Raw genomic sequence first — 25,204 nt, forward strand, 5'->3', positions numbered from 1 at the left:
CAACGCATTGTTCCAACATGGTCTTTCTGTGATAGCGTCAGTTGCGATGATGTCCAGTCCGGCCCGCGCCTTAGCCTTGGCGATTGGTCTTGTCTTCCTGCTCGCGGCGACCGCGAATGCGGGTGGTTACGAGCGCGTCCGCATCCCGCATGACGACTATCAGCTCGACGCAGTGCTGTTCCGCCCGCCGGGCCCCGGCCCCTTCCCGGCTGTCGTCGCGCTGCATGGCTGCGGCGGCCTCTGGCGCGAGCCCGACAAGCTCTCACTGCGGCACAGCGACTGGGGCGAGCGCCTGGCGGCGACAGGCCTGATCGTATTGATGCCCGACAGCTATGGCTCGCGCGGGCTCGGGTCGCAATGCGGTGTCAAGGAAGTGACGATCCGCGCCAGCCGCGAACGCGTCGGCGACGCGATGGCGGCACGGCGCTGGCTGCAGGAGCGGCCCGATGTGCGCCGCGACACGATCGCGCTGCTCGGCTGGTCGGGCGGCGGCTCGACCATTCTCGCCGCGATCCGGAAGGACCGAAGACCGGCCGACCGCCAGCCCGACTTCGCCCGCGCCGTGGCCTTCTATCCAGGCTGCCGATTGCAATCGGAATCGCACAGCTTCGAGGCAAGGCTGCCGACGCTGATCCTGATGGGCGACGCCGACGACTGGACGCCGCCCGCCCCGTGCGACTTCCTCGTCAAGGCCGCCCGGGCCCGCGGCGAGCCGGTCGAGCTCGTGCTCTATCCCGGCGCCGTGCATGATTTCGACCATCCACGCCTCGACCGGCGCGAGAAGGAAGGCGTCGCCTATTCCGCCTCCGGAACCGGCAAGGTTACCGTAGGCACCGACCCGGCGGCACGCGACGACGCGATCAAGCGGGTCAAGGCCTTCCTGCTAGGCAAGTGACCCGGACGGCCGGACCGCTAACCTCCAGCATTGGACGTCGCAGACTGTCCTCAATAGGCTCCCAACCGACGTGCAGCGGCTGCTGCCGTCCAAACGTTGCCATTGGAGGAAGCTCATGATCCGCCTGTGCAGCGTTGCCGCCGCCATCTGCCTTCTCACCGCCGCGGCCGGCGCGCAGTCCATCGCCCTCAAGGACATGCCGCCGCGGGTCGAGCTTCATGCTTTTCCCTCGCTCACCATCAGCGACAGCCAGTTCCTGGCGGGCGACGAGAAGGGCAAGGAGATCACGTTAACCGGAGCGCTCAGCCTTGCGCAGGGCTCCGGCCGTCTTCCGGTCGCGGTACTGATGCACGGTTCCGGTGGCATCGGCGGCAATATCGAATACTGGAAGCGCCAGCTCCATGCGATCGGCGTCTCGACCTTCGTCATCGACGGACTGACCGGTCGTGGCCTGATGCGTGTCGGCGACAATCAGGCAGCGCTGGGCCGGCTGAACTTCATCCTCGACAGCTATCGCTCACTCGACATCCTGGCAAAGCATCCGCGGGTCGATCCCGACCGCATCGTGATGATGGGCTTCTCGCGCGGCGGCCAGGCGGCACTCTATTCGAGCGTCAGCCGCTTCCAGAAGCTCTGGAATCGGAGCGGCGCAGAGTTCGCCGCTTATGTCGTGTTCTATCCTGATTGCGCGACGACGTACCGTAACGATACCGAGGTGACCAAACGCCCAATCCGGATCTTCCACGGCACCCCGGACGACTACAATCCTGTCGCGCCCTGCAAGGCTTTCGTCGAGCGGCTCAAAGCCCAAGGCGCCGATGTTCAACTCACGGAATACCCGAACGCGCCGCACGGCTTCGACAATCCGCTGGGGGCGAACCCGCCTGTCCCGGCGCGTGCCGACCAGTCCGTCCGCGAGTGCCGGATCCGCGAAGACGAGAGCGCCGTTCTGATCAACGAGGCGACCAAGGCCCGCTTCAACTATGGCGACGAATGCGTGCGCACGGGTCCAACGGTCGGGGCCGACCCCGGGGCGACCCGCGCAGCAACGGTCGCAGTCATCGACTTCGTCAGGTCAGTGGCGGCCCCGAAATAGCGACGGCCTGCCGCTCAACGCGCCGAAGCTGCGAGCGTCACCGGGGGCTTGTCGCCCAGCAGCGAGCGGGCGATGTCCTGTGCCAGGCAGGCATAGCCGGCATCGCTCATATGGAAACGGTCGCCAGCCAGCGCTTCCGTGAAGCCGGCTGGATCGCGCTGATACCAGCCGAGCATCGCCTGATAGCGCGACAGGACCGGGACGGCTTGCGCCCTGGCGACCTCGGAGATGGCATCGACATAGCTGCGGTAGCGCGCCGTCTCCTTGATGCCGGGGTAGAACTGCGGATCGAGGATGACGAGCCGGGTGCGCGTCTGCCTGGCGGCAGCAATGCCGTCGGCGACGAGTTGACGGAAGGTCGCGAGATCGCCGCCGGTCACCGCATCGTTGGTCCCGACCTGCCAGATCACCAGATCGTAGCGGCCTTCCACTAGCGCGGCCTTGAGGCGGAGCAGCGTCTGCGGCGCGGTTTCGCCACCGATGCCGGCATTGACCATCTCGATGGAGCGGCCGGACAGTCCCTCGCGGAGCAGCGTGCCGAGCCGGGCCGGATAGGTCCTGTCCTTGCCGCTGGCGCCGACGCCCTCGGTCGAGGACGAGCCGATGGCGAGAATGCGCAGAGGCGCGCCGCCCCTGTTCGAGGCCGAAGCGAGATCGATAGCGTCGCGCGTGAGTGTCGACGGCTTGCAGATGAATTCGGAGGCACTCGCCTGCCGGGACTGCAGGCCTGAGACCGCAAGCATGGCAAAGGCGCAAGCAAAGCCTGTCCGGAAACCGGCGAGCATCAAGGAGCATCCCCCAACCGCGATCAAACAGCAATTATCCGGAGCTAGCTGAACGCTATCTGAACGGGAGCCGCCTCATCCAGAACCCTGGTGAATCGCAGGTTTTCAGGGAGGTCAGAACAGATCGCCCTGCCCGCCACCTCCGGTCGGCTTGCGTCCCGATTGCCGTGGCGCCTGTGGTGCCGAGGGTCCGCCCGGCACGACGGCTCCGAAGCTGCCATCGGCGAGCGTGACCTGGAGGGCCAAACCCGGCCTCGCCGCTGCCGCACTGCGCAGGAGATTGCCGTCCTCGTCCCGCACCAGCGCATAACCGCGCGCCAGCACCGCCTGCGGGCCGAGCGAGGCGGCGAGCGCCCAGACGCTGTCCAACCGGTCGCGCCGGCGCTGAATCTGGCGCGTGAAAGCCGCGACCGCGCGTGCGGCGACAGCCTCGAGCCGGTCACTGGTGCGGGCGATACGGTCGCGCTCGGTACGAAGAAGCGCGCCGCGCGCCGCCGCGAGCCGCTTGCCGAGTCCGTCGAGCCGCGCCGCATGGGTCGCCAGCCGCGTCGCCGGCGACTGGCCGTGCAGGCGCCTGTCGAGCTGGGCGAGCTTCTGCTCATGGACGCGGGCATTGCGGGCCAGCGCCGGACCGAGCTTGGTGGCAGCGAGATCGAGCCGTTGACGCGGGGCCGCCAGCAATCCCTCCGCCGTTGGGAGAGCCCGGGCGAGCGCGCGCAGGTCGTTGCGGCGACGCTCGGACAGGCGCAGCGTCGCGCCGGACAGCCGGCGCGACAGATCTGTGACCTGCGCCAGCAGTTCGGCCCGTACAGGCACGACCTTTTCGGCCGCACCGGTGGGCGTCGGGCAGCGCAGATCGGCGGCGTGATCGATCAGGGTCACGTCGGTCTCGTGGCCGACGGCCGAGACCAGCGGGATCAGCGAGGCCGCGGCGGCGCGTACCACCAGTTCCTCGTTGAAGCCCATCAGGTCTTCGAGCGAGCCGCCACCGCGCGCGACGATGATCACGTCGGGTCGCGGGATGCGCCCGCCTTCGGGGAGCGCGTTGAAGCCGGCGATGGCGTTGGCGACCTCGGCCGCGCTGCTCTCGCCCTGGACGCGCACCGGCCAGAGCAGGACATGGCGCGGAAAGCGTTCCTCCAGGCGGTGGAGGATGTCGCGGATGACGGCGCCCGTCGGCGAGGTGATGACGCCGACCACCCGCGGCAGGAAGGGGATGAGCTGCTTGCGGCCGGCATCGAACAGGCCTTCGGCGGCGAGCTTCTTGCGGCGCTCCTCCAGCAACGCCATCAACGCGCCGATGCCGGCCGGCTCGAGCGAATCGATGATGATCTGGTAGCTCGACTTGCCGGCGAAGGTGGTGATCTTGCCGGTGGCGATGACCTCGAGCCCTTCCTGGGGCTTGGTCTTCAGGCGGCCGAACACGCCCTTCCAGATCACCGCGTCGATCTTGGCGTTGGCGTCCTTCAGCGAGAAATAGACATGCCCGGAGCCGACCGGGCCGCGGTAACCGGAAATCTCGCCGCGCACGCGCACGAAGCCGAAGGCATCCTCCAGCGTGCGCTTGAGCGCGCCGGAGAGGTCGGAGACCGACCATTCGGGGGCATTGCCGGCAGGCTGAGGCGATTCGCTGTCCATGGCGCGAACTTAGCGGCACGAGGATGCAAGCAGAAGCGTTGCTCCGTCAGGTGATGGCGGGTATTGCGCGTTCAGATGTGTGAGCCCTCATCCTGAGGAGCCGCGAAGCGGCGTCTCGAAGGGTGTTTCAGGAGGCTCTGGAGACAACTGAAGCATCCTTCGAGACGCGATCTTGCAGATCGCTCCTCAGGATGAGGGCTCACCTTGAGAGCCGGTCGAAAGCGGGGCGCACGATGAACATTCTTCTGATCGGGTCCGGCGGGCGCGAGCACGCCCTGGCCTGGGCGATCTCGGCCTCGCCGCTTTGCGACAAGCTCTTCATCGCGCCCGGCAATCCCGGCACGGCCCAATGCGGCACGAATGTTGTCCTCGACATCGCGGATCACCGCGCCGTCGCCGACTTCTGCAAGCTGCAGGGCGTCGGCCTCGCCGTGATCGGGCCGGAAGGCCCGCTGGTCGACGGCATCGCCGATGATCTCGAAGCCTCAGGGATCAAGACCTTCGGCCCGTCCAGGGCGGCGGCGCAGCTCGAAGGCTCGAAGGCCTTCACCAAGGAGCTCTGTGCGGAGTTCGACATCCCGACGGCGGCCTTCGCCCGTTTCGACAACGAGGCCGCGGCCAGGACTTACGTCGCCAAGACCGGCGCGCCGCTGGTGATCAAGGCCGACGGGCTCGCCGCCGGCAAGGGCGTCGTCATGGCCGAGACGGTCGAGCAGGCCAACGAGGCGCTGGCGATGATGTTCTCGGGCGGCCTCGGCGCGGCCGGCGCCGAGGTCGTGATCGAGGAATGGATGATCGGCGAGGAGGCGAGCTTCTTCGCGCTCTGCGACGGCACGCATGCGCTCGCCCTCGCCTCGGCCCAGGACCATAAGCGCGCCTTCGACGGCGACACCGGGCCGAACACCGGCGGCATGGGCGCCTATTCGCCGGCGCCGGTCATGACCAAGGCACTGGAAGAGCAGGTCATGGCCGAGATCATCAGGCCGACGCTGGCCGGCATGGCCAAGCGCGGCGCCCCCTTCAAGGGCATCCTCTATGCCGGGCTGATGATCACGGCTGATGGTCCGAAGCTGATCGAGTACAATGTCCGCTTCGGCGACCCCGAATGCGAGGTGCTGATGCCGCGCCTCAAGAGCGACATCGTGCCGGCGCTGCTCGCCGCGCGTGATGGCGTGTTGAATGCAGTCGACCTGCGCTGGTCGGACCAGGCGGCGCTGACGGTGGTGATGGCCGCGAACGGCTACCCCGCCATGCCCGAGAAGGGCAGCGTCATCAAGGGCATCGAGAAGGCCGCCGCCGAAAAGGACGTTCTGGTCTTCCATGCCGGCACGCAGGCGAAGGGCGACGACCTCGTCGCCAATGGCGGGCGCGTGCTCAACATCGTGGCCCTCGGCAAGACCGTCAGCGAGGCACAGGCAAAGGCCTACCGCGCGGTCAACCTGATCGACTGGCCGGGTGGCTTCTGCCGGCGCGATATCGGCTGGCAGGCGGTGAAGCGCGAGCGCGAAGGCTGACAAGGCGGCTATAAGGTCGTATATATCGAGGCACGATCGATATATACGCGAGGATGCCATGGCCATCCTGATCAAGGACCCCGAAACGGACCGTATCGTCCGCGAGCTCGCGGCACGCACAGGCAGGACGATCACCGACGCGGTCAAGACAGCCGCGGAACGCGAGCTCGCCGAATTGCCGCCGCGCAAGGGGCGGATCGACAGGGCGAAGCTCGATAAGCTGCTCGCCGAGATCGACGCCATGCCGAAGATCAACAGTGATCTCAGCGATGATGAGATCATCGGCTATGACGAGAACGGTGTCCCGTCGTGACGGCCTCGCCGATTGTCGTCGACAGCTCGGCGATCATCGCGATCCTGCTCAAGGAGCCGGAGCGTGCCCTGTTCGTTTCCGTCCTGGACGACAGCGCCGACGCCTGCTGTTCGGCAGTGACCTTCGTGGAAACCTTCATGGTGGCGATGGGCCGTGTGCCGGACTTCACGTTCGAGCGTTACATGGCCTTGATGGACGGTTTTGGAATCCGTCGTGTTCCGGTCGATGACGAGCAGAGCATGCTGTCGGCCCAGGCCTTCCTGCGCTTCGGCAAGGGCCGGCATCCCGCTAAGCTCAACCTCGGCGACTGCTTCTCTTATGCTCTTGCCAGATCCTTGAACGCGCCCCTGCTCTACAAGGGCGAGGATTTCGGCCGCACCGACATCGTGGCGGCCGAATCGTCACAGGAGTTGCGGCCATGACCAATATCGACAGCCTCTTCCCCGGTTTCGAGGCTCGCTGGATTGACGGGCCGATCGGCAAGATCTTCGCCCGCGTCGGCGGCGAGGGACCGCCCTTGGTGCTGATCCATGGCTTCCCGCAGACCCATGCCGAATGGCATGAGATGGCAGGCGAGTTGGCGAAAACGCATACGGTCGTCTGCCCGGACCTGCGCGGCTATGGCTGGTCGGCCGCGCCGCATGGCGACGGCGGCAAGGCGCTCTACAGCAAGCGCGGCATGGGCGAGGACATCGTCGCCCTGATGAGCGCGCTCGGCTTCAACCGTTTCACGGTGATAGGTCATGACCGCGGCGCCCGCGTCGCCTATCGCCTCGCGCTCGATCATCCCGGCCGGGTCGAGCGGCTCGTCCTGCTCGACATCCTGCCGACCGTGTCGATGTGGGAGGGCATGAACGCGGCGCGCGCCATGCAGGTCTATCACTGGACCTTCCTGGCCCAGCCCGAGCCTGTGCCGGAAAAGCTGATCCAGGCCGATCCCGCCGGCTGGCTCGACCATACCATTGCGAGCTGGACGCGGGCGAAGGAGCTGAAGGCCTTCCACCCGCTGGCGCTGGCCGCCTACGCCGCGTCCTTCAACGATCCGTCGCGCATCCATGCCGCCTGCGAGGATTATCGCGCCGGTGCCACGACCGATGCCGACCATGACAAGGCCGATCTCGAAGCGGGCAAGAAGATCCTCTGCCCGGTGCTGGTGCTCTGGGGCGAGGCCGGCATCCCGGCCAAGGGCGCGAGCCCGCTCGAGATCTGGCGCGAGACCTTCGCGCCGCAGGCGGAAGGCCAGGCGATCGCCAGCGGCCATTTCCTGCCGGAGGAGAATCCGCAGGACACGCTCGCGGCAGTGAAACCTTTCCTGGCAAGGCCGCTTTCATAAAAACGGTGGTCATCCCGGACGAAGCGAAGCGGAGATCCGGGATCCATGCCTGAACCTCTACCGGAAAGGTTCCGGAATGGGTCCCGGGTCTCCCTTCGGTCGCCCGGGACGACTATGAATGGGGTTCGCCTCGATGTGCCTTGAAGCGGATCGCCTTTCGCCATGACCTCGATCCTGCCTGCGACGAACAGAGTCTCTTCACAACCCGAGCTCGTCCTCGTGCTCGGCTCGGGCGGCGCGCGCGGGCTAAGCCATATCCCGGTGCTGGAAGCGCTCGACGAACTCGGGCTGAAGCCGGCGCTGATCGCCGGCTCGTCCATGGGCGCGATCGTCGGCGCGGCCTATGCCGCCGGCCTTTCCGGCCGCGATTTGCGCGCCCATGTCGAGGCAAGCTTCCGCGACCGCGCCCGGGTGATCGCCCGTCTGCTCGAAGCGCGTGTCGGCAAGATCGCCGATCTCTGGCGCGGCGGGCTCGGTAACCCCGTGCTGGTCGACGGCGAGCGCCTGCTCGACCTGTTCTGGCCGCAGGCGGTGCCGGACCGGTTCGAGGAACTCGGCATTCCCTTCCTCTGCGTCGCGACCGACTACCACCTGCATGACGAGGTCATCATCGGCAGCGGCCCGCTGACGCCTGCCGTCGCCGCCTCGCTGGCGATCCCCGGCCTGATCCGGCCGGTGACGATCGGCGGGCGGGTCCTGATCGATGGTGGCGCCATCAATCCGCTGCCCTATGACCGCTTGCTCGGACCGGGCCGCCTCGTGCTCGCGGTCGACACCAGCGCGCCGGCGACGGTCAGCGACAGCCGCGTGCCGGAGCCGCTGGAGGCGATGGTCGGCGTCTCGCAGATCCTGACGCGGGCGCTGGTCCAGCGCATGATCGAGCGCCAGCCGCCGGATATCCTGATCCGTGCCGGCGGCGAGGGCTTCGGCGGGCTCGATTTCTTCCGCTGGCAGGCAATCTTCGACGCCGCCCAGCCGGCGAAGGAAGAGGTCAAGCGGAGGCTGTCAGAGGCGCTGGAGAAGGCGGCAGTGCCATCTGGTCATGAGATTCTCGGGTCTATGCTTCGCTCCGCCCGAGAATGACGAGCCATCTCCGGCTCATCGCAGCGGAAGCCTGGCAGGCCAGCCTCCAGCGCCGCGCGGCCCTGCTCCGTCAGGATGACGGCGCGGCTGTCTCTGATCCGCGTCACCCAGCCTGTTTCGAAGCAGCGACAGGCCAGCGCTGCCGCCAGCGAGCCGGCGAGATGCGGGCGGCGCTCGCTCCAGTCGAGACAGGGGCGCAGCGCAGCCCGCTTGCCCTTGCTCGCCGTGGCGGGATCGACGCCGAGCCCGGCGAAGAGCGCCACGCCGGAGCGCGTCAACCCATAGCCGCCATCGGCCACGGAGAGATGCCCGCCAGTGACGAGCGCATCATGAATCGCGATGCCCAAGCGACCGGCGAAATGGTCATAGCAGGTACGCGCCCGGGCGAGGTCCGCTCCGACGCGCGGCGGCAGCCGCCGCCCGTTCGCCTGCCCGCCGGAAAGCACCATCAATCCTTCCAGCGCGGCAGCAACCTCCGGCCCCGCGAGCCGATAATAGCGGTGGCGACCCTGCACAGCGACGCCGAGCAGGCCGCCCTGCATCAGCTTGGCAAGATGGCCGCTCGCCGTCTGCGGCGCGACGCCGGCGAGGAAGGCGAGTTCCTTGGCCGTCAGCGCGCGCCCGTCCATCAGCGCGTGCAGCATGTTGGCGCGGGCGGGATCGCCCATCAGATGGGCGATCTCGGCGAGATAGGGTCCGTTCATGGCCATGGCTCAACGCCCTCCATTGTGGCTGCCATGATGACGTCCGTGCCCGCTGAGGCAAGCAAGGACGCTACGGCCGAGACCGTAGTATCCGCTCGCGACAGGAGCGGGCAGGACTGCGACAAGCGATCCATCGCAATCGACCGACAGGGCCGGCAGGATCATGGATCAGACGACGCTCCTCACCTTCATTGCCGCGACCTTCGTACTCGCCGGCTTCGTCAAGGGTGTGATCGGGCTCGGCCTGCCGACGATCGCCGTCGGCGTGCTCGGCGTGGTGATGGCGCCGGCCCAGGCCGCGGCGCTGCTGGTCATCCCCAACCTCGTCACCAATAGCTGGCAGATCACCGGGCCGAAGCTGAAGGCCATCGCGGCACGGCTGTGGCCGATGCTGGCCGGGACATGCGTCGGCACCTGGGCCGGCGCCGGGCTGCTGGAAAAGGCCAAGGACGGTTCAGCGACGCTGTGGCTCGGCATCGCGCTGGTGCTCTATGCGCTGGTCGGGCTGAAGGCCGCCAAGCTGCGGGTGCCGGAGAAGGCCGAGATCTGGCTCGGCCCGCTGGTCGGCATCATCACCGGCGCCGCCACCGCGGCGACCGGCGTCTTCGTGCTGCCGGCCGTGCCCTATCTGCAGGCACTCGGTTTCGACAAGGACGAGCTGGTGCAGGCGCTCGGCCTCTCCTTCATCGTCTCGACGATCGCCTTGTCCTTCGGACTGGTCGGTGCCGGCGCGCTCGACATGAAGGTCGCCGGCGCCTCGCTCGCGGCGCTGTTGCCGGCGCTGGCTGGCATGTGGTTCGGCCAGACGATCCGGCAGCGCATCTCGGCGGCGACCTTCAAGCTCTGCTTCTTCGCAGGACTGCTGGGGCTGGGCGGCTACCTCGTCGCCCGGGCAGGATTCTAGGAAGTAAGATCAGATTCTGATCAGATTGGATTGCCGCAACCGTCCTTGCGAGCGCAGCGAAGCAATCCAAGGGCCGCAGCGCTCTACGTCCCCCTAGATTGCTTCGTCGCTCCGCTCCTCGCAATGACGACCCTTGCAAGCAAGTCGGATCGAAGTCCGCTCCGGCTCAGCGCCCGCGTCCCGCATAGGCCAGCCGGCGGCTGCGCTTCTTGCCGTACCAGGCGATTTCGCGATCGCCGACGTCGACATGGACGAGGCCGTTCGAATAGGAGCCGACGCCGCCGACGCTCTCGATCGCCTTGGCGGCGGCCGCGGCGTTCCGGGGCGAAGTGGCGAGCGGGCGGAAATCGATGGCGTTGCCGCGATAATGCTGGGAGTTGCGGGCATGGCGACCGCCACAGGTCGAGGTGATCTGGATCGGGCCGATCTTGGCGGTGAGTTCCTTGATCATGCCGAGGGTCTCCGCCTTGAGGCAGCCGAGCCCTTTCACCTGCGGCTGAAACGAGATCTTCGCGAGCGGGGCATCCGCGGCGAAGGAAGAGGACACAGGCCAACAGGCCGCGAACAGCGCAGCCAACGCAACTTTACGCATAAGGGAGATGAACCGATTTTGGAGAATGGAAGCTCAAGCCACCATTCCTTGGTCTGGCTGAGCAGTGCATCGGCGAACTACGGGCGATACAAGGCCAAAACATGGCAGGTGATGACAGCAACGCCAAAACCGATCAACTCACCGCGTCCCTACCCCATCAGGGGTAGGTCCATCGAACTAGGCTCTCCACAGATGTGAGATGCCTAATTTATACTTCAATTAGAACCGATATATACACAGATAACAGGCTAATTACCTATAATCCAAGTGCTAAACCGCCGCCGGGAAGAATTCGCACACCAGCTCTGCCGCCGCGCTTCAGGCTGCGCCACCGTGGCCCTCGATGCGCTGACGAAGTCGACTTCCGATCGGCGAAGCAGCTTTGAAACAGACGGCTACAGCCCGAACGCGGCCGGATAGCTGACCGATCCCCGCTCGCCCGCCAGGGCTCCCGGCACAAGTTCCAGCGCCATGAAGACCTCGCCGGAAAAGGGAGAGGCCAGGTTCCGTGCCAGCGCCGCCGAGAAGCCGAAGCGCGGGTAATAATCGGGATGGCCGAGCACGATCACAGCCTCGGCTCCGGCCGCTTTCGCCTCGTCCAGCGCCGCCGCGATCAGCCGACCACCGATACCCTGCTTCTGGTATCCCGGCAGGACGGCCATCGGCGCCAGCGCCAGGGCCTTCACGGCGCGCCCGTCCATCATCGTCGGCAGCCAGCTCAGGAGGATATGGCCGATGAGCGTGCCGTCCCGCTCGGCGACGAGCTCGACGGCAACAAGGCCATCCCGGCGCAGGCGCTCGACGACGCCGACCTCGTCCTCGCCACCGAAGGCTGCGCGGTTGAGCGCCGCAATGACTTCTGCATCGGCCGGTTTCGCGGCGCGAATGGCGCCTGCCATCAGCGCCGCTCCCGGAAGAAATCGCGCAGCAACTCCGCCGCCTCGCGCTCTCGGAGGCCACCATAGACCTCTGGCGCATGATGGCAGCTCGGGCTGCGATAGAGCCTGACGCCGTTCTCGACCGCTCCGCCCTTGGGATCGGGCGCGCCAAAGTAAAGCCGCCTGATCCGGGCGAAAGAGATCGCCGCCGCGCACATCGGGCAGGGCTCGAGCGTGACATAGAGATCGCAATCGATCAGCCGCTCGGACCCGATCGCTTCGCAGGCCAGCCGGATCGCCAATGTCTCGGCATGCGCCGTCGGGTCCTTCAATTCGAGCGTGCGATTGCCGGCGCTGGCGAGCACCTGTCCGTCGCGAACGATCACGGCGCCGATCGGCACCTCGCCACGCTCCGCCGCGGCGCGCGCCTCAGCCAGCGCCAGCGCCATCGGCGCCACCTCGGCCCGCTTTGCGTCGATCGATCCCATAAAACCCCATCTTTGCCGTCGCAGCGCACGAAAGCGCCTGCTACAAGCGCCGGCTAATACCAGATTCAAAAGCCGCTGCCGTCCCGGATCGCTTCGCAACCCGGTCCGTGATGATCCGGCTTCAGGAGCCACCATGAGCGACGACAACAACCAGAAAAGCCGCGGCCCGCGCAAGGGCGGCGGAACCGGCGGCCGCGGCGGCGGGCGCGATGGCGGCCCCGGCCGCGGTGGGCCTGGCGGCCGGCCGCCCAGCCGCGGCGGCGCTGGCAAGCCTCCCTTCCGCTCGCGCGATGGCGAGGATCGGCCCCGGCGCGCACCCGCTGAAGGCGCCGAGCGTCGCCGCAGTGAGGGCGAGCGCCCGGCGGCGCCGCGCTTCGAGAAGAAGCCATTCCGCGAGCGCCCGAGCGGCGAGCGGCCGCCACGCGAGGGCGGTGAACGGCCGTTCCGTGACCGTGGCAGCGACGAACGCCGCGCCAGCCGTCCGCCGCGCGACGGTGAACGGCCAAGTCGCGACAGGACTGGCGGAGACCGGCCCGGCGGGTTCGGGCGTCCTTCCCGTGACGGCGCCCCGTCGCGCCCACCGCGCGAGGGTGGCGAGCGGCCATTCCGCGACCGCGGCGGTGACGAGCGCCGCAGCAGCCGACCGCCTCGCGACGGCGAACGACCCCGTGGCGACAGGGCTGGCGGCGACAGGCCCGGCGGCTTCGGGCGCCCGTCCCGCGACGGCGCTCCGTCACGCCCCCCGCGCGAAGGCGGCGAGCGCCCCTTCCGCCAGCGCGGCAATGACGAGCAGCGCCCGAGCCGGCCGCCGCGTGAGGGCGAACGCCCTCGCGGCGACAGGCCGGCGGGCAAGAGCTTTGGTGGCAGCAGAGGCGGCGAAGGCCGCAGCTTCGGCGCCAAGCGCTTCGACGCGCCGCGCGGCAGCAATCCGACCCGCACTCGCCCCGACCGGGCGCATCGCAACGCCGCCGAGATCGCCGAGGCCGTCTCGGTTCCGGCCGCGCCGCAGGAGCCCGAGCGCATCGCCAAGGTGATGGCGCGGGCCGGTGTCGCCTCGCGCCGCGACAGCGAAGCGCTGATCGCGGAAGGCCGCGTCAGCGTCAACGGCAAGGTGATCGAGAGCCCGGCGCTCGATATCGGCCCGAACGACATCGTGCTGGTCGATGGCGAGCCCTTGCCGGCGCGCGAGCGCACGCGGCTCTGGTTCTACCACAAGCCGCGCGGCCTGGTGACGACCAACCATGATCCGGAGGGGCGCCCGACCGTGTTCGACGCGCTGCCGGAAGACCTACCGCGCGTGCTCTCGGTCGGCCGGCTCGACATCAACACCGAAGGCCTGCTGCTGCTGACCAATGATGGCGGGCTGGCGCGCATGCTCGAATTGCCCGAGACCGGCTGGCTCAGGCGCTACCGCGTCCGCGCCTTCGGCCAGGTGAACCAGGGCCAGCTCGACACGCTGAAGGGCGGCGTCGCCATCGACGGCGTCCAGTACGGCCCGGTCATCGCCCAGTTCGAGCGCGAGCAGGGCTCGAACACCTGGCTCACCGTCGACCTGCGCGAGGGCAAGAACCGCGAGGTCAAGACGGTGCTCGAGCATCTCGGCCTGCAGGTGAACCGCCTGATCCGGGTCTCCTTCGGGCCGTTCCAGCTCGGCGATCTGCCCGAGGGCGAAGCCGAGGAGGTGCGCTCCAAGGTGCTGAAAGACCAGCTCGGTACCGAACTGATGGCGAAGGCGGGCGTCGATTTCGAGTCGCCGCGGCGCGACGAAGTCCGATCGGACGAGAGGCCAGCGCGCGGCAGGCCCGCGCCCGCCGGCGACGACCGGCCGCGCCGCCGTCCCCGCGCCGAGCATGACGAGCGGTCCGAGGATGCCCGCCCGTTGCGCGGCGACAAGCCGTGGACGCGCGGCGTCTGGCGCGACGCCGAGGCCGAGCCGCAGCGCGAGCGCAAGGCGGCACCGCGGCGTGGTCTCGACCCGAAGGAAGAGCGGCAGGCGCGCGAGGCGACCGGCACCGTCAAGCGCGTGCGCGACAAGGCGATCGCCGATCCGAAGGGGCGGCGCGTCAAGGTCGAGCGCATCAGTGCCAAGCCGAGCGACGAGCCCCGGGCCGAGCGGCCGGTGCGCGCGCCACGCGGCGAGCGCCCGGAGCGGGCACCACGCGAGGAGAGCTTCGGCCGCGATCGTGGCGGCGAGTCGCCCTGGCGCGGCAGTGGCGACTGGGCCGACAAGCCGCCGCGCGGCAAGCGCCCGCCTAGCGGCGGCGCTGGTGAGGCACGGCCCGAACGCCCATTCCGCGACAGGCCTGCGGGTGACCGTCCGGGCGGGCGTGGTGCTCCGCGCCCGGGCGGCGGCAAGCCGCCGCGCTCGGGTCCGCCGCGTTCTGGCGGCGGTAATCGTCGCGGCTGAGGCCTGAGCGATGCGTATCGTCGGAGGGCGCTTCGGCGGCCGGCCACTCGCCAGCCCGAGGCCGGGGATCGGCGCGATCCGGCCGACCTCGGACCGCCTGCGGGAATCGCTGTTCAACGTGCTGGCGCATGGCCATGGCGATGCGGCAGACGGGGCGCGCGTGCTCGACCTCTTCGCCGGAACCGGCGCGATGGCGCTCGAGGCGCTCTCGCGCGGCGCCGCCTTCGCCCTCCTGGTCGATGACGGGGCCGAGGCGCGCGGGCTGATCCGCGAGAACCAGATGGCGCTTGGGCTCGCCGGCCATAGCCGCATCTTCCGCCGCGACGCGACGAAGCTCGGCCCGATTACCGGCATGGCGCCCTTCGACCTCGTCTTCTGCGACCCGCCCTATCGCAAGGGGCTGGGCGAAAAGGCCCTCGCCTCGGCCCGCGATGGCGGCTGGCTGGCGAGCGGGGCGCTGATCGTGCTGGAGGAGGCCTCTGACGTTGAGATCGCGCTGCCGGAGGGCTTCGAGGAGCTGGACCGACGAGATTATGGCGAGACGCAGGTGCGGTTTTTAAGGGCGGTTTAGACCTCTCCGTCATTGCGAGAAGCGAAAGCGACGAAGCGATCCAGGAGCGGCAGTGCTCTACGTCCCACCTGGATTGCTTCGCTTCGCTCGCAATGACGGGGGCATCAGCCGGCCAAATCCTCATACAGATCGCGCCAACCTGGATTCATGGCTTCGATCAGCGCGAGCTTTCTCGCGCGCGAACCACCCTTGATCTGCTTCTCCCGACCGATGGCTTCGTCCATACGCTCATGGCGCTCGTGCCAGACGAGCATCTTGCAGCCATATCTTCTGGTGAAGCCCGGCAACAATCCCTCTCGATGCTGCCAAGCGCGCCCGGCCAGGTTCGACGTCACGCCGACATAGAGCGTTCCGTTGCGCTGGCTCGCCATGATGTAGACGGCCGGTTCGCGCATGCTCGGCCTTCGGCTTCGACAATTCAGAGCATCAATAGCCGTCATTGCGAGCGTAGCGAAGCAATCCAGGGGCGGCAGTGCTCTACGTTCCCTGGATTGCTTCGTCGCTGACGCTCCTCGCAATGACGGGAAGCGCTTCCCTCACCTTCTCCCGAACAGCTTCTCGATATCGCTGAGCTTCAGTTCGACATAGGTCGGCCGGCCGTGATTGCACTGGCCGGAATTGGGCGTCGCTTCCATCTCGCGCAGCAGCGCGTCCATCTCCTCGGGGCGGAGGCGCCGGCCGGCGCGGACCGAGTTGTGGCAGGCCATGGTCGCCAGCACATGGTCGAGCCGGCGCTCCAGAGCATGCTGCGAAAAAGTGGGAACCGGTTTTTCGCTGAAAGCATGCTCTGAACTCTTAGGATCGATCACGTTGTCTGCATCTGGACGGACCCGTCCAGATGCAGCGTGATCGAGCGAGCCGGCGTCGCCATGCTCGGCGAGCGCATCGGCGACGTCGCGGACGATGCCCTGCAGGTTGCCGCCGGCGATGGCGGACGGAGCCTCGCGCACCAGCACGGCGCCAGGGCCGAAGCTCTCGATCACGAGGCCGAGCGAGGCGAGATCGGCCGCCGCCGCGTTCAGCCGGTCGGCATCGACGGGATCGAGCTCGACCACCTCCGGCAGCAGCAAGGGCTGGCTGATGATGCCGGCCTTGGCCCGCTCGGCCTTGAGGCGCTCATAGACCAGGCGCTCATGGGCGGCGTGCTGGTCGACGATGACCATGCCGTCGCGGGTCTGGGCGACGATATAGGTGCCGTGCACCTGGGCGCGGGCAGCACCGAGCGGCCGGTCGAGCGCGTCCTGAGCCGGCTCGGCGAGATGGGCGCGGGCATCGGCCGAGGGCATGGCGAGGTCGGAAAAGCCGGCCTGCATCGGCTGGGCGCCCGGCTCGGGCATGCGCCAGTCGGCGACGCTGCCGAAATGCGGGCGCTGGATCGTGGCCGGCCCGCCGCCGAGGCCGCCGCCTGAAAAGACCGCACGGAAGGCATCGAGCGTGCGGGCGCCGCCGGTGGTGGTGGCGCGGTGGCCGGCGCTGGCGAGCGCGGCCTTGAGACTCGACACCACGAGCCCGCGCACCAAAGCCGGATCGCGGAAGCGGACCTCGCTCTTGGCCGGATGGACGTTGACGTCGACCACGGCGGGATCGCAGAGCACGTCGAGATAGAGCACCGGATGCCGGTCGGACGGCACGACATCGGCATAGGCCCCGCGCACCGCCGAAAGCAGCAATTTATCGCGCACCGGGCGGCCATTGACCGCCATGTGGATGCCGGCCGAGGTGCCGCGATGGAAGGTCGGCAGGCCGGCAAAGCCCGAGAGCCTGACGCCGTCGCGCTCGGTCTCGACCGGCAGTGCATTCTCGGGGAAGTCGCGTCCGAGCGCTCGCCCGAGCCGGCGCAAACGGCCCTCCTCGCTGAACGGTTCTGCCGGCCAGTCGAAGGCCGAAACATGCTCGCCCTCGAGCGAGAAGCGGATTTCGGGATGGGCGATGGCGAGCCGCCGCAGCATGTCGGAGACAGCCTGCGCCTCGGCCCGGTCGCTCTTCAGGAATTTCAGGCGAGCCGGCGTGAAGATGAAGAGGTCGCTGACCTCGATGCGGGTCCCGGACGCGGCGGCTGCGGGCCGCACTGGCCCCTTGGCTCCAGCCTCAACCACGAGCACCGAGCCCTGCGCCGCGTCGCGCTGGCGGGTGGTAATAGACAAGCGCGCTACCGAACCGATCGACGGGAGCGCCTCGCCGCGGAAACCGAGCGAGCGGATGGCGAAGAGGTCGCCATCGGGCAGCTTCGAGGTGGCGTGGCGCTCGACGCAGAGGGCAAGATCGTCCGGGCTCATGCCGCTGCCGTCGTCGACGACGCGGATCAGCTCGCGCCCGCCGGCCTTGATGGTGACGGCGATGCTGGTGGCGCCGGCATCGATCGCGTTCTCGACCAGCTCCTTCACCGCCGCAGCCGGCCGCTCGATCACCTCGCCGGCGGCGATGCGATCGACCAGGACGGGATCGAGACGGCGAACGGTCATGGGCTATGCGACTGACTGGTTCGATTCTTCGAAAACCACGCCGTCATTCCGGCTGGAGCGAAGCGGAACGCCGGAATCCATCGTAGAGCGCGGCGCCTTTCGATGGATTCCGGAGCTGCGCGGCTAAAGCCGCTTGTCCGGAATGACGAGGTGTTTCCATCCAAAAACAAGAGTTGCGTCAGACCAGCCCGATGGGGCGGCCGACGGCCTGGACGAGCAGCTTGCCGTCGCCGAACAGGCGCTGCGCGACGCGCCGGACATCGGCCAAGGTCACCGCGGCGAAGCGCTGGTTGCGCGTCTCGACAAAGTCCGGCTGCTCGCCGCGGATCGCCAGGCCGAGCAATTCACCCGCGATCTTCGGCGAGGTGTCGAAGCGCAGCGAATAGGAGCCGATCAGATAGCGCTTGGCCTCCTCGACCTCGTGCTCGCTCGGCCCTTCGGTCACGAGCTTGGCGATCTCCTCGCGGATCACGCTCATCGATTCGGCGACGCGGTCATTGCGGGTCGAAGTGCCGCCGACGAGGAAGCCGGTCTGGCGCAGCGGCATCAGGCTGGAGGAGACGCCATAGGCGAGGCCGCGCTTCTCGCGCACCTCCATGAACAGGCGCGAGGTGAAAGCCGAGCCGCCGAGGATATGGTTCAGCACGGTCGCGGCGATGAAATCCGGATCGTTCCACATCAGGCCGGGGCCGACGAAACGCAGCACGGTCTGCGGCACGTCGAGGTCGAGGACGTGGGTCTGCCCGAGATCGGCGATCGGCAACGGAGCGGCTGGCGCGGCGCGCGTCGCGCCGGCCGGCAGCGCGCCGAACAGGGCGTCGAGACGCGCGGCCAGCTCGGCCGCAGTGATGTCGCCGACCGCGACGACCTTCAGCCCGCCGCGGGTGAAGAGATCGCGCGTCAGCGCCTTCAGCCCCGCCGGCTGCAGGGAGCCGACGCTGGCGACGTCACCACGCTCGGGCCGGCCATAGGCATGGCCGGGGAAGGCCGCGGCGAAGAGCGCGTTACGGCAGATCACGTCGGGGTTCTGCGCCTGGCGCTGCAGCCCGGCGATCACCTGCGCCTTGACGCGCGCCACGGCGTCGGCGTCGAAGCGCGGCGCGTTGAGCGCCAGGCCGAGCAACTCGAAGGCGACCTCGCGATGCTGCGACAGGGTCTGGAGCTGGCCATGGAAATCGTCGCGGCGGGCGTCGAAGGAGAGGTTGATGGCGTGGTCGGCGAGGCGGCCCTGGAAAGCCTCGGCATCGAGATCGCCGGCGCCCTCGTCGAGCAGGCCCGAGACCAGGTTGGCACTGCCGGCCGCGTCGGCCGGGTCGCGATTGGCGCCACCGTCGAAGGCGAAGTCGAGCGCGAGCAGCGGCAGGCTATGCTCCTCGACCAGCCAGGCCTCGACGCCGCAGGCGGCGGTGACGCGCTGGACGGTGAGCGAGGGGCCCGGTGAGGCGATGGCGGGGGCGAGCGAAACGGTCATCAGCAATCCTCGATGGCGGACCGGAGCCCGCCGTAATGGCTTGATCGCGGTGTCAGGCGGCGGCCGGCAGGAGCAGGCCGGTGACCGAGCGGTCGGGCTTGAGATAGCGCCTGACCGCTTCGGTGACCTGCTCGCGCGTCACCGCCTCGACCCGCTGCGGCCAGAGCAGCACATCCTCGACGGTCTCGCCGACGGCGAGCGCCGAGCCGAAGATGCGGGCGAGCGAGGACTGGCTATCACGGGCAAAGATCGTCTCGGCGACGAGGCGGGTGCGGGCGCGGGTGAGTTCGAGCTCGGTCGGCCCTTCCGCGATGAAGGCCGCGAGCGCGACGTCGAGCCCGGCTTCGAGCGCCGCCATTTCGACGCCCGGGCGCGGGCTGACCGAGAGCTGGAAGGTCGAGCGATCGACCATCGAGCCCATGAAATAGGCGCCGGCACCGGCGGCGAGCTCCTGCTCGACGCAGAGCTTGCGATAGAGCCGCGAGGTCGTGCCGCCGCCGAGGATCTCGGCTGCGAGCTCGAGCGCGAAGGCTTCGTCACGCTCGGGCGAGACATAGGTCGGCGCCAGCCAGGCGCGGCGCAGCGAAGGTTGCTGCACGCGCGGATCGTTGAGCACGACGCGCCGGGCGGCACGCGGCTCCGGCTCGGCCGGGCGCTTGCGGCGCGGCGCCTCGCCGCGAGCCGGGATCACGCCATAGGTTTCCTGCGCCAGGCGCAGCACCTGCGCCGGCTCGACGTCGCCGGCGACGACCAGGATGGCGTTCTCCGGCGTGTAGAAGCGCTGGTAATAGGCGAAGGCGTCGTCGCGCGAGAGACCCTCGATCTCGTGCTCCCAGCCGATGACTGGCGTGCCATAGGGGTGGTGGACATAGAGCGCGCTGGAGAACTCCTCGCTGAGTTGGGCAGCGGGGTCGGCATCGACGCGCATGCGCCGCTCTTCCAGCACGACGTCGCGCTCAGGCGCGACCACGCTCTCGTCGAAGGCAAGGCCGGTCATCCGGTCGGCCTCGTAATCCATCATCGCGCGCAGATGTTCCTTGGGCACGCGCTGGAAATAGGCGGTGTAGTCGTAGGAGGTGAAGGCGTTCTCCTGGCCGCCATAGCCCGCGACGATCTTCGAGAATTCGCCCGCCGGCCATTTTGCCGTGCCCTTGAACATCAGGTGCTCAAGGAAATGGGCGATGCCCGACTTGGCTGCCGGATCATCGCCGGAGCCGTTGCGATACCAGACCATATGCGTGACGACGGGTGCGCGATGATCGGGCGCGACGACGATCTCCAGCCCGTTGGGGAGCTTGTAGGATTCGACCTGGCTGGCTGCGTTGCCGGACGGAACCTGGCCGGGCGGGATGTGAACCGTCATGTCGGGGTGGGCTCCTACGCTGGCTCGATAGCAATCCGGCCCGGGCCCGCAAGGACCCGAGCCGGGGAAAGGCTCGCTCATAGATAGGTCGGCTGCGGCGGAAAACCAACGCGGCGCGGAACGATGGCTTGCGCTTACTCGTAGACCTTCTGGCCGGTGAGGAATTCGCGCTGGCCGACGGCCTGCTTGTCCTCGCGCGGTCCGGACTGGCCCGGGCCGAGCGCGGCCGTGCCCGCCGGACGGCGATAGCCGGAGGGCGGCTCGTGCAGATAACGGCGCGAGGGTTCGCTGCCGTATTCGAGGTTGGAGGTATCGGTCTGGGCCTGGCGGGCTGCCATCTCGCGTCCGATGCGAATCGGCTCGATCTGATTGTTGCCGGTATTGTGGTCCGGAACGATCCCTTCCGGCCCGTTCGTACGGCCGGTGACGCGCCCGCGCCGAAGCTCCTCCTGCGACAGCAGCGGCTTGGTGTTGGCGCGATAGGATTCGGAGTTCGAGAACAGGATGTTGGAACTGTCGCGCTCGGCCCTGCGGCGGGCGACGTCCGGATCATCAGGCCAGGCGGCACTGCGATTGGCGCCGGCTTCCTGCGGCTTCGGCAGGGTCGAGCCCGGCGGCACGACCAGCGGGGCGCGCTGCTTGTACTCGATGTCCGCCTTGTCGGTGCCGAACAGGCCCATGCCCTTCACCAGATTCTGGAAGAGCATGCCTTCCTGGGCGAAAGCGGGGGTCGTCGCCAGCAACAGGCCGCCGGCGAGCAGCATGCGCGAAGCGCGGATCCGATAAGCCATTTCACCTCTCCGTACGGATGTCGGCCGCTGTCATGGATCAGCGGCGCGGCAAAAGCATGGCGGGCCTTTTAACCCATATCCGGCAAAATCGGGAGCCCTTTTGCCGGATTGCCGTAAATGGCCTGTGGCCAGCCAGCTCAGAGCGGCTCTGTCAGGCCGGCTTCGAGCGATCCGCGCCCGGGCGCAGCGACTCGTAGAGCAGTCCGAGCACGCCGAAGACGATCGCCGCATCGGCGATGTTGAAGATGTACCAGCTGAAATTGCCGACGTGGAAATGCACGAAGTCGACGACGGCGCCGTAGACGATGCGGTCGAGCCCGTTGCCGAGCGCACCGCCGATGATCAGCGCCAGGCTCACCACGGTGAGCTTGTCGCCGGTGCGCCACATCCAGCGCCAGAGCCAGATCGCCGCGACGATGGAGAGCACGACCAGCGCCCAGCGGCCGATATCGGTCGACTGCTGGAACAGGCCGTAGGAGATGCCGCGATTCCAGGCGAGCACGATCTCCAGGAAGGAGGCGAGCTGGAACGGCCCCTCTTCGGCCAGCTTCAGGCCGAAGAGCAGCCAGAGCTTCAGCGCCTGGTCGAGCACGAAGGTGAGCGCGACGATCCAGATGCCGAGACGGCGTGCCGGCGTCATCAGATCGTTCTGGCGCATGTCCTGATCGGAAAACCGGGATCCACTTTTCCGGGACATGCGCTAGGCCGCGCGCCCGAGCTCGCGCAGCGCCTTGGCGTCGCGCGGCGTCACCTCCGGGAAGCCGAGCTCGGCCGTGGCCGGATCGAAATACTTCCACGAACGGGCGCATTTGATGCCGGAGGCTCGCACCGGCACGACCGCGACGCCGGGCACATCCGGCAGGCGGAAGGCGTCGGCTGGCCCCTCCCCGTCCGCGATCCTGGCACCGGAGGTGATGCAGATCTCGGCGAGGTCGAGGCCGCTCAGCGCCGCGCGCAGATCGGGGTCGGCGATATGGACGATCGGCGCAGCCTCCAGCGAAGAGCCGATGCGCTTTCCGGCGCGCTCCAGCTCGAGCGCGCCGGTGACGACGCGGCGCACCTTGCGGACCTTGGCCCAGCGCTCGGCCAGCTCAGGAGCGAGCCAGGCCTCATCCGCCTTGGCGAAGAGCTCGAGATGGACGGACGCATCGCCGGCCCTGGCGTCCGGATAGCGCTCGAGCCAGGCCTCCTCAGCGGTGAAGACCAGGATCGGCGCGAGCCAGGTCGTCAGGCAGCGGAAGAGATGGTCGACCACGGTCAGCGCGCTCTTGCGGACATGGCTGGAGCGCGGATCGCAGTAGAGCGCGTCCTTGCGGACGTCGAAATAGAAGGCCGAGAGCTCGGTGTTCATGAACTGCGAAAGCAGGGTCACGACCTTCTTGTAGTCATAGGTCCGGTAGGCCTCCTCGACCTGAGGGCCGAGCTCGGCGAGACGGTGCAACATCAGCTGCTCCAGTTCCGGCATCGCGGCCGGCTCGGAGATGCGGATCGCCTCGTCGAAATGCGCCAGCGTGCCGAGCATCCAGCGCATGGTGTTGCGCAGCTTGCGATAGGTCTCGACGAAGGTCTTGAGGATCTCCTTGCCGATGCGCAGATCGTCGGAATAGTCGGCCGCCGCCACCCAGAGGCGCAGGATGTCGGCACCGCTGTCCTTGATGATGTCCTGCGGCGCGGTGACGTTGCCCTTCGACTTCGACATCTTCTCGCCCTTCTCGTCGAGACAGAAGCCGTGGGTCAGCACCACGTCGAAGGGCGCGCGGCCGCGCGTGCCGCAGCTTTCGAGCAGGCTCGAATGGAACCAGCCGCGATGCTGGTCCGAGCCTTCGAGGTACATCACCTTGTCGCGGCCGCCGTCGACGACGCGGTGGGTCTTGAGATCGGCGCGCTTCTCCAGCGTGAAGGCATGGGTCGAGCCTGAATCGAACCAGACGTCGAGCACATCGACGACACGCTCGTACTTGGCCGGGTCATAGCCATGGGGCTCGAGGAAGCGGGCGCCGTCGGTGTCGGTGAACCAGGCGTCGGCGCCCTCCTGCTCGAAGGCCTCGGCGATCGCGGCGTTGACCCTGGGGTCGAGGAGGATTTCCTTGCTCTCCTTCTCGACGAAGACGGTGATCGGCACGCCCCAGGCGCGCTGGCGCGAGACCACCCAGTCCGGCCGGTTGGCGATCATGCCGTTGATGCGGTTCTCGCCGGCGGCGGGGACCCACTGCGTCTGCTTGATCGCGCTCAGCGCGCGATTGCGCAGCGTGTCGGCATTGTTGCCGGGCGCGCCCAGCCCCCTCTCCCCTTGCGGGAGAGGGTTGGGGTGAGGGGTCGCGCCGTCCTCGACGGAAGCGTCGCGAGACCCCTCATCCGTCATCGCTGACGCGATGCCACCTTCTCCCGCACCAATGTCGGCTGTTGCCGACATTGGCACATTTGTCTGCCCATCTCGGGCAAGCCCGAGATGGGTGGGAGAAGGGAGATCGCCATAGGGCTTGTCCATGGCGATGAACCATTGCGGCGTGTTGCGGAAGATCACCGGCTTCTTCGAGCGCCATGAATGCGGATACTGGTGCTTGAGACGCCCGCGCGCGACGAGGTTGCCGCTGGCGGCGAGCGCCTTGATCACGACCTCGTTGGCGTTGCCCTTCTCGCCCTTGTCGGTGATGACCTGCGCGCCCTCGAAGCCCGGAGCCTCCTTGGTGAAGCGGCCATCGGCGTCGACGGTATAGGGGATGCGGGTCTCGATGCCGCGCTCGGCCAGCATCCGGCCATTGGCCGTCCAGACGTCGAAATCCTCGCGGCCATGGCCGGGCGCAGTGTGGACAAAGCCGGTACCGGCATCGTCGGTGACGTGGTCGCCGTCGAGCAGGGGCACGTCGAAATCGTAGCCGTGGCCACGCAGCGGGTGGGCGCTGGCGAGACCGGCGAGATCGCTCGCAGCGACGTCGCGCACCAGCTCGTAGGCTTCGACCTTGGCAGTCTTGAACACCGACTCGGCGAGGTTCTTGGCCAGCACATAGCTCGCCCCGACCTTGGCCCAGTTGCCCTCCGGCGCGGCAGTGATCCGGTAGAGGCCGTAAGCGATCTTGTTATGGAACGAGATCGCGCGGTTGCCGGGGATCGTCCAGGGCGTCGTCGTCCAGATCAGCACCGCCGCGCCAGCGAGTGGGCCGGAACCGAGCAGCGGAAACGCCACGAACACCGTGTCGCTGACGTGCTCCTCGTACTCGACCTCGGCCTCGGCCAGAGCGGTCTTCTCGACCACCGACCACATCACCGGCTTGGAGCCGCGATAGAGCTGGCCATTCTGCGCGAACTTCATGATCTCGCGGGCGATCTGCGCCTCGGCGCCATAGGCCATGGTCAGGTAGGGATCGTCCCAGTCGCCCTCGACGCCGAGACGCTTGAACTCGGCGCGCTGGATATCGACCCATTTCTCGGCGAAGACGCGGCATTCCTTGCGGAACTCGACGACCGGCACGTCGTCCTTGTTCAGGCCCTTGGCGCGGTACTGTTCCTCGATCTTCCACTCGATCGGCAGGCCATGGCAGTCCCAGCCCGGCACGTAATTCGAGTCATAGCCGAGCATCTGCTGCGAGCGCGTCACCAGGTCCTTCAGCACCTTGTTGAGGGCGTGACCGATATGGATGTTGCCGTTGGCATAGGGCGGGCCGTCATGCAGGACGAAGCGGTCGCGGCCCTGGCCGGCCTCGCGCAGCTTGCGGTAGAGGTCCATCTTGGCCCAGCGGGCGAGCAGCTCGGGCTCGCGCTGCGGCAGCCCGGCGCGCATCGGGAATTCCGTCTGCGGCAGGAACAGCGTCTGCGAGTAGTCGGTGGTCTCAGGCTTCTCGGCGGTCTTGTCGGTCATGATCCGGCTCGGCAGTGAGGATGGCGGCCTTCGAGGCTCGAGGCGGCGCCCATCCTGGAA

23 protein-coding genes are annotated in these 25,204 nt (G+C 68.1%); 10 read left to right on the forward strand and 13 right to left on the reverse strand.

What is annotated here, in order from left to right; genetic code table 11:
• Positions 1–76: 76 nt before the first annotated feature.
• On the forward strand, positions 77–895 hold the full coding sequence (locus tag ACSQ24_RS20015) for a dienelactone hydrolase family protein (RefSeq protein WP_436096371.1): 819 nt from the start codon (positions 77–79) through the stop codon (positions 893–895).
• A 115-nt stretch (positions 896–1,010) separates the two neighbouring features.
• Positions 1,011–1,991 carry a dienelactone hydrolase family protein gene (locus ACSQ24_RS20020; protein ID WP_436096372.1) on the forward strand — a complete coding sequence of 327 codons (981 nt, stop codon included), beginning with the start codon at positions 1,011–1,013 and terminating at the stop codon, positions 1,989–1,991.
• A 14-nt stretch (positions 1,992–2,005) separates the two neighbouring features.
• Here the strand turns inward: ACSQ24_RS20020 and ACSQ24_RS20025 are convergent, their stop codons facing one another.
• Both ACSQ24_RS20025 and xseA read right to left on the reverse strand, forming a co-directional pair.
• On the reverse strand, positions 2,006–2,776 hold the full coding sequence (locus ACSQ24_RS20025; protein WP_436096373.1) for an SGNH/GDSL hydrolase family protein: 771 nt from the start codon (positions 2,774–2,776) through the stop codon (positions 2,006–2,008).
• A 114-nt stretch (positions 2,777–2,890) separates the two neighbouring features.
• The gene (xseA, locus tag ACSQ24_RS20030) at positions 2,891–4,414 is read right to left on the reverse strand and encodes an exodeoxyribonuclease VII large subunit (RefSeq protein WP_436096374.1); all 1,524 of its coding nucleotides are present in this window, start codon (positions 4,412–4,414) and stop codon (positions 2,891–2,893) included.
• A gap of 233 nt (positions 4,415–4,647) precedes the next feature.
• Between xseA and purD the strand changes: the two genes are divergently transcribed.
• The 5 genes from purD (at position 4,648) to ACSQ24_RS20055 (ending at position 8,657) form a co-directional block, all read left to right on the forward strand.
• Positions 4,648–5,928 carry a phosphoribosylamine--glycine ligase gene (purD, locus tag ACSQ24_RS20035; RefSeq protein WP_436096375.1) on the forward strand — a complete coding sequence of 427 codons (1,281 nt, stop codon included), beginning with the start codon at positions 4,648–4,650 and terminating at the stop codon, positions 5,926–5,928.
• 58 nt (positions 5,929–5,986) lie between these two features.
• Positions 5,987–6,241: a type II toxin-antitoxin system VapB family antitoxin gene (locus ACSQ24_RS20040; protein WP_436096376.1), complete on the forward strand. Its 255-nt coding sequence runs from the start codon at positions 5,987–5,989 to the stop codon at positions 6,239–6,241.
• Positions 6,238–6,663, forward strand: coding sequence for a type II toxin-antitoxin system VapC family toxin (locus tag ACSQ24_RS20045; protein ID WP_436096377.1), 426 nt, complete (start codon positions 6,238–6,240; stop codon positions 6,661–6,663). Before ACSQ24_RS20040 ends, ACSQ24_RS20045 begins: the two co-directional genes overlap by 4 nt.
• Positions 6,660–7,574, forward strand: a complete 915-nt coding sequence (locus ACSQ24_RS20050) for an alpha/beta fold hydrolase (protein WP_436096378.1) — start codon at positions 6,660–6,662, stop codon at positions 7,572–7,574. The genes ACSQ24_RS20045 and ACSQ24_RS20050 overlap by 4 nt, the downstream gene beginning before the upstream one ends.
• A gap of 162 nt (positions 7,575–7,736) precedes the next feature.
• Entirely contained in the window at positions 7,737–8,657 is a 921-nt protein-coding gene (locus ACSQ24_RS20055) for a patatin-like phospholipase family protein (RefSeq protein ID WP_436096379.1), read from the forward strand.
• Here the strand turns inward: ACSQ24_RS20055 and ACSQ24_RS20060 are convergent.
• On the reverse strand, positions 8,615–9,367 hold the full coding sequence (locus tag ACSQ24_RS20060) for an ArsR/SmtB family transcription factor (protein WP_436096380.1): 753 nt from the start codon (positions 9,365–9,367) through the stop codon (positions 8,615–8,617). The two genes, ACSQ24_RS20055 and ACSQ24_RS20060, sit on opposite strands and share 43 nt — an antisense overlap.
• A 157-nt stretch (positions 9,368–9,524) precedes the next feature.
• On the opposite strand from ACSQ24_RS20060, the gene ACSQ24_RS20065 reads away from it, so the two are divergent.
• The gene (locus tag ACSQ24_RS20065) at positions 9,525–10,265 is read left to right on the forward strand and encodes a sulfite exporter TauE/SafE family protein (RefSeq protein WP_436096381.1); all 741 of its coding nucleotides are present in this window, start codon (positions 9,525–9,527) and stop codon (positions 10,263–10,265) included.
• Between the two features lie 166 nt (positions 10,266–10,431).
• On the opposite strand, the gene ACSQ24_RS20070 is transcribed toward ACSQ24_RS20065, so the two are convergent.
• The 3 genes from ACSQ24_RS20070 to ACSQ24_RS20080 all read right to left on the reverse strand — a co-directional run bounded on the left by ACSQ24_RS20070 (position 10,432) and on the right by ACSQ24_RS20080 (position 12,223).
• Complete coding sequence (locus tag ACSQ24_RS20070; RefSeq protein ID WP_164547524.1) at positions 10,432–10,716, reverse strand: DUF882 domain-containing protein; 285 nt, start codon at positions 10,714–10,716, stop codon at positions 10,432–10,434.
• Positions 10,717–11,252: 536 nt separating this feature from the next.
• Positions 11,253–11,756, reverse strand: a complete 504-nt coding sequence (locus ACSQ24_RS20075) for a GNAT family N-acetyltransferase (RefSeq protein ID WP_436096382.1) — start codon at positions 11,754–11,756, stop codon at positions 11,253–11,255.
• On the reverse strand, positions 11,756–12,223 hold the full coding sequence (locus ACSQ24_RS20080; RefSeq protein ID WP_436096383.1) for a nucleoside deaminase: 468 nt from the start codon (positions 12,221–12,223) through the stop codon (positions 11,756–11,758). Before ACSQ24_RS20080 ends, ACSQ24_RS20075 begins: the two co-directional genes overlap by 1 nt.
• Before the next feature lie 133 nt (positions 12,224–12,356).
• Here ACSQ24_RS20080 and ACSQ24_RS20085 point away from each other — a divergent pair, with 133 nt between their 5' ends.
• Both ACSQ24_RS20085 and rsmD read left to right on the forward strand, forming a co-directional pair.
• Positions 12,357–14,630 carry a pseudouridine synthase gene (locus ACSQ24_RS20085; protein ID WP_436096384.1) on the forward strand — a complete coding sequence of 758 codons (2,274 nt, stop codon included), beginning with the start codon at positions 12,357–12,359 and terminating at the stop codon, positions 14,628–14,630.
• 10 nt (positions 14,631–14,640) lie between these two features.
• Entirely contained in the window at positions 14,641–15,201 is a 561-nt protein-coding gene (gene rsmD, locus ACSQ24_RS20090) for a 16S rRNA (guanine(966)-N(2))-methyltransferase RsmD (RefSeq protein ID WP_436096385.1), read from the forward strand.
• A 104-nt stretch (positions 15,202–15,305) separates the two neighbouring features.
• On the opposite strand, the gene ACSQ24_RS20095 is transcribed toward rsmD, so the two are convergent.
• From ACSQ24_RS20095 to ACSQ24_RS20125, 7 genes are all read right to left on the reverse strand, one after another.
• Positions 15,306–15,596: a GIY-YIG nuclease family protein gene (locus ACSQ24_RS20095; protein WP_436096386.1), complete on the reverse strand. Its 291-nt coding sequence runs from the start codon at positions 15,594–15,596 to the stop codon at positions 15,306–15,308.
• Between the two features lie 141 nt (positions 15,597–15,737).
• Positions 15,738–17,663 carry a DNA mismatch repair endonuclease MutL gene (gene mutL / locus ACSQ24_RS20100; RefSeq protein WP_436096387.1) on the reverse strand — a complete coding sequence of 642 codons (1,926 nt, stop codon included), beginning with the start codon at positions 17,661–17,663 and terminating at the stop codon, positions 15,738–15,740.
• 178 nt (positions 17,664–17,841) lie between these two features.
• Positions 17,842–19,134 (reverse strand): M16 family metallopeptidase, encoded by a 1,293-nt coding sequence (locus ACSQ24_RS20105; RefSeq protein WP_436096388.1) that lies wholly within the window; start codon positions 19,132–19,134, stop codon positions 17,842–17,844.
• A 52-nt stretch (positions 19,135–19,186) separates the two neighbouring features.
• The gene (locus ACSQ24_RS20110) at positions 19,187–20,497 is read right to left on the reverse strand and encodes a M16 family metallopeptidase (protein ID WP_436096389.1); all 1,311 of its coding nucleotides are present in this window, start codon (positions 20,495–20,497) and stop codon (positions 19,187–19,189) included.
• A 134-nt stretch (positions 20,498–20,631) separates the two neighbouring features.
• On the reverse strand, positions 20,632–21,288 hold the full coding sequence (locus tag ACSQ24_RS20115) for a hypothetical protein (RefSeq protein ID WP_436096390.1): 657 nt from the start codon (positions 21,286–21,288) through the stop codon (positions 20,632–20,634).
• A gap of 151 nt (positions 21,289–21,439) precedes the next feature.
• Positions 21,440–21,928 carry a signal peptidase II gene (gene lspA / locus ACSQ24_RS20120; RefSeq protein WP_436097932.1) on the reverse strand — a complete coding sequence of 163 codons (489 nt, stop codon included), beginning with the start codon at positions 21,926–21,928 and terminating at the stop codon, positions 21,440–21,442.
• A 60-nt stretch (positions 21,929–21,988) separates the two neighbouring features.
• Positions 21,989–25,144 (reverse strand): isoleucine--tRNA ligase, encoded by a 3,156-nt coding sequence (locus tag ACSQ24_RS20125; protein ID WP_436096391.1) that lies wholly within the window; start codon positions 25,142–25,144, stop codon positions 21,989–21,991.
• Positions 25,145–25,204: the final 60 nt, after the last annotated feature.

This window comes from Allobosea sp. LjRoot237 (genome assembly GCF_964253285.1).
Lineage (GTDB): Bacteria > Pseudomonadota > Alphaproteobacteria > Rhizobiales > Beijerinckiaceae > Allobosea.

Coding starts and splice junctions, on each gene's coding strand:
- ACSQ24_RS20020 (WP_436096372.1), top strand. CDS start 1,011: ATGATCCGCCTGTGCAGCGTTGCCGCCGCCATCTGCCTTCTCACCGCC.
- ACSQ24_RS20025 (WP_436096373.1), bottom strand. CDS start 2,776: ATGCTCGCCGGTTTCCGGACAGGCTTTGCTTGCGCCTTTGCCATGCTT.
- xseA (WP_436096374.1), bottom strand. CDS start 4,414: ATGGACAGCGAATCGCCTCAGCCTGCCGGCAATGCCCCCGAATGGTCG.
- purD (WP_436096375.1), top strand. CDS start 4,648: ATGAACATTCTTCTGATCGGGTCCGGCGGGCGCGAGCACGCCCTGGCC.
- ACSQ24_RS20040 (WP_436096376.1), top strand. CDS start 5,987: ATGGCCATCCTGATCAAGGACCCCGAAACGGACCGTATCGTCCGCGAG.
- ACSQ24_RS20050 (WP_436096378.1), top strand. CDS start 6,660: ATGACCAATATCGACAGCCTCTTCCCCGGTTTCGAGGCTCGCTGGATT.
- ACSQ24_RS20055 (WP_436096379.1), top strand. CDS start 7,737: ATGACCTCGATCCTGCCTGCGACGAACAGAGTCTCTTCACAACCCGAG.
- ACSQ24_RS20060 (WP_436096380.1), bottom strand. CDS start 9,367: ATGGCCATGAACGGACCCTATCTCGCCGAGATCGCCCATCTGATGGGC.
- ACSQ24_RS20065 (WP_436096381.1), top strand. CDS start 9,525: ATGGATCAGACGACGCTCCTCACCTTCATTGCCGCGACCTTCGTACTC.
- ACSQ24_RS20070 (WP_164547524.1), bottom strand. CDS start 10,716: ATGATCAAGGAACTCACCGCCAAGATCGGCCCGATCCAGATCACCTCG.
- ACSQ24_RS20075 (WP_436096382.1), bottom strand. CDS start 11,756: ATGGCAGGCGCCATTCGCGCCGCGAAACCGGCCGATGCAGAAGTCATT.
- ACSQ24_RS20080 (WP_436096383.1), bottom strand. CDS start 12,223: ATGGGATCGATCGACGCAAAGCGGGCCGAGGTGGCGCCGATGGCGCTG.
- ACSQ24_RS20085 (WP_436096384.1), top strand. CDS start 12,357: ATGAGCGACGACAACAACCAGAAAAGCCGCGGCCCGCGCAAGGGCGGC.
- rsmD (WP_436096385.1), top strand. CDS start 14,641: ATGCGTATCGTCGGAGGGCGCTTCGGCGGCCGGCCACTCGCCAGCCCG.
- ACSQ24_RS20095 (WP_436096386.1), bottom strand. CDS start 15,596: ATGCGCGAACCGGCCGTCTACATCATGGCGAGCCAGCGCAACGGAACG.
- mutL (WP_436096387.1), bottom strand. CDS start 17,663: ATGACCGTTCGCCGTCTCGATCCCGTCCTGGTCGATCGCATCGCCGCC.
- ACSQ24_RS20105 (WP_436096388.1), bottom strand. CDS start 19,134: ATGACCGTTTCGCTCGCCCCCGCCATCGCCTCACCGGGCCCCTCGCTC.
- ACSQ24_RS20110 (WP_436096389.1), bottom strand. CDS start 20,497: ATGACGGTTCACATCCCGCCCGGCCAGGTTCCGTCCGGCAACGCAGCC.
- ACSQ24_RS20115 (WP_436096390.1), bottom strand. CDS start 21,288: ATGGCTTATCGGATCCGCGCTTCGCGCATGCTGCTCGCCGGCGGCCTG.
- lspA (WP_436097932.1), bottom strand. CDS start 21,928: ATGACGCCGGCACGCCGTCTCGGCATCTGGATCGTCGCGCTCACCTTC.
- ACSQ24_RS20125 (WP_436096391.1), bottom strand. CDS start 25,144: ATGACCGACAAGACCGCCGAGAAGCCTGAGACCACCGACTACTCGCAG.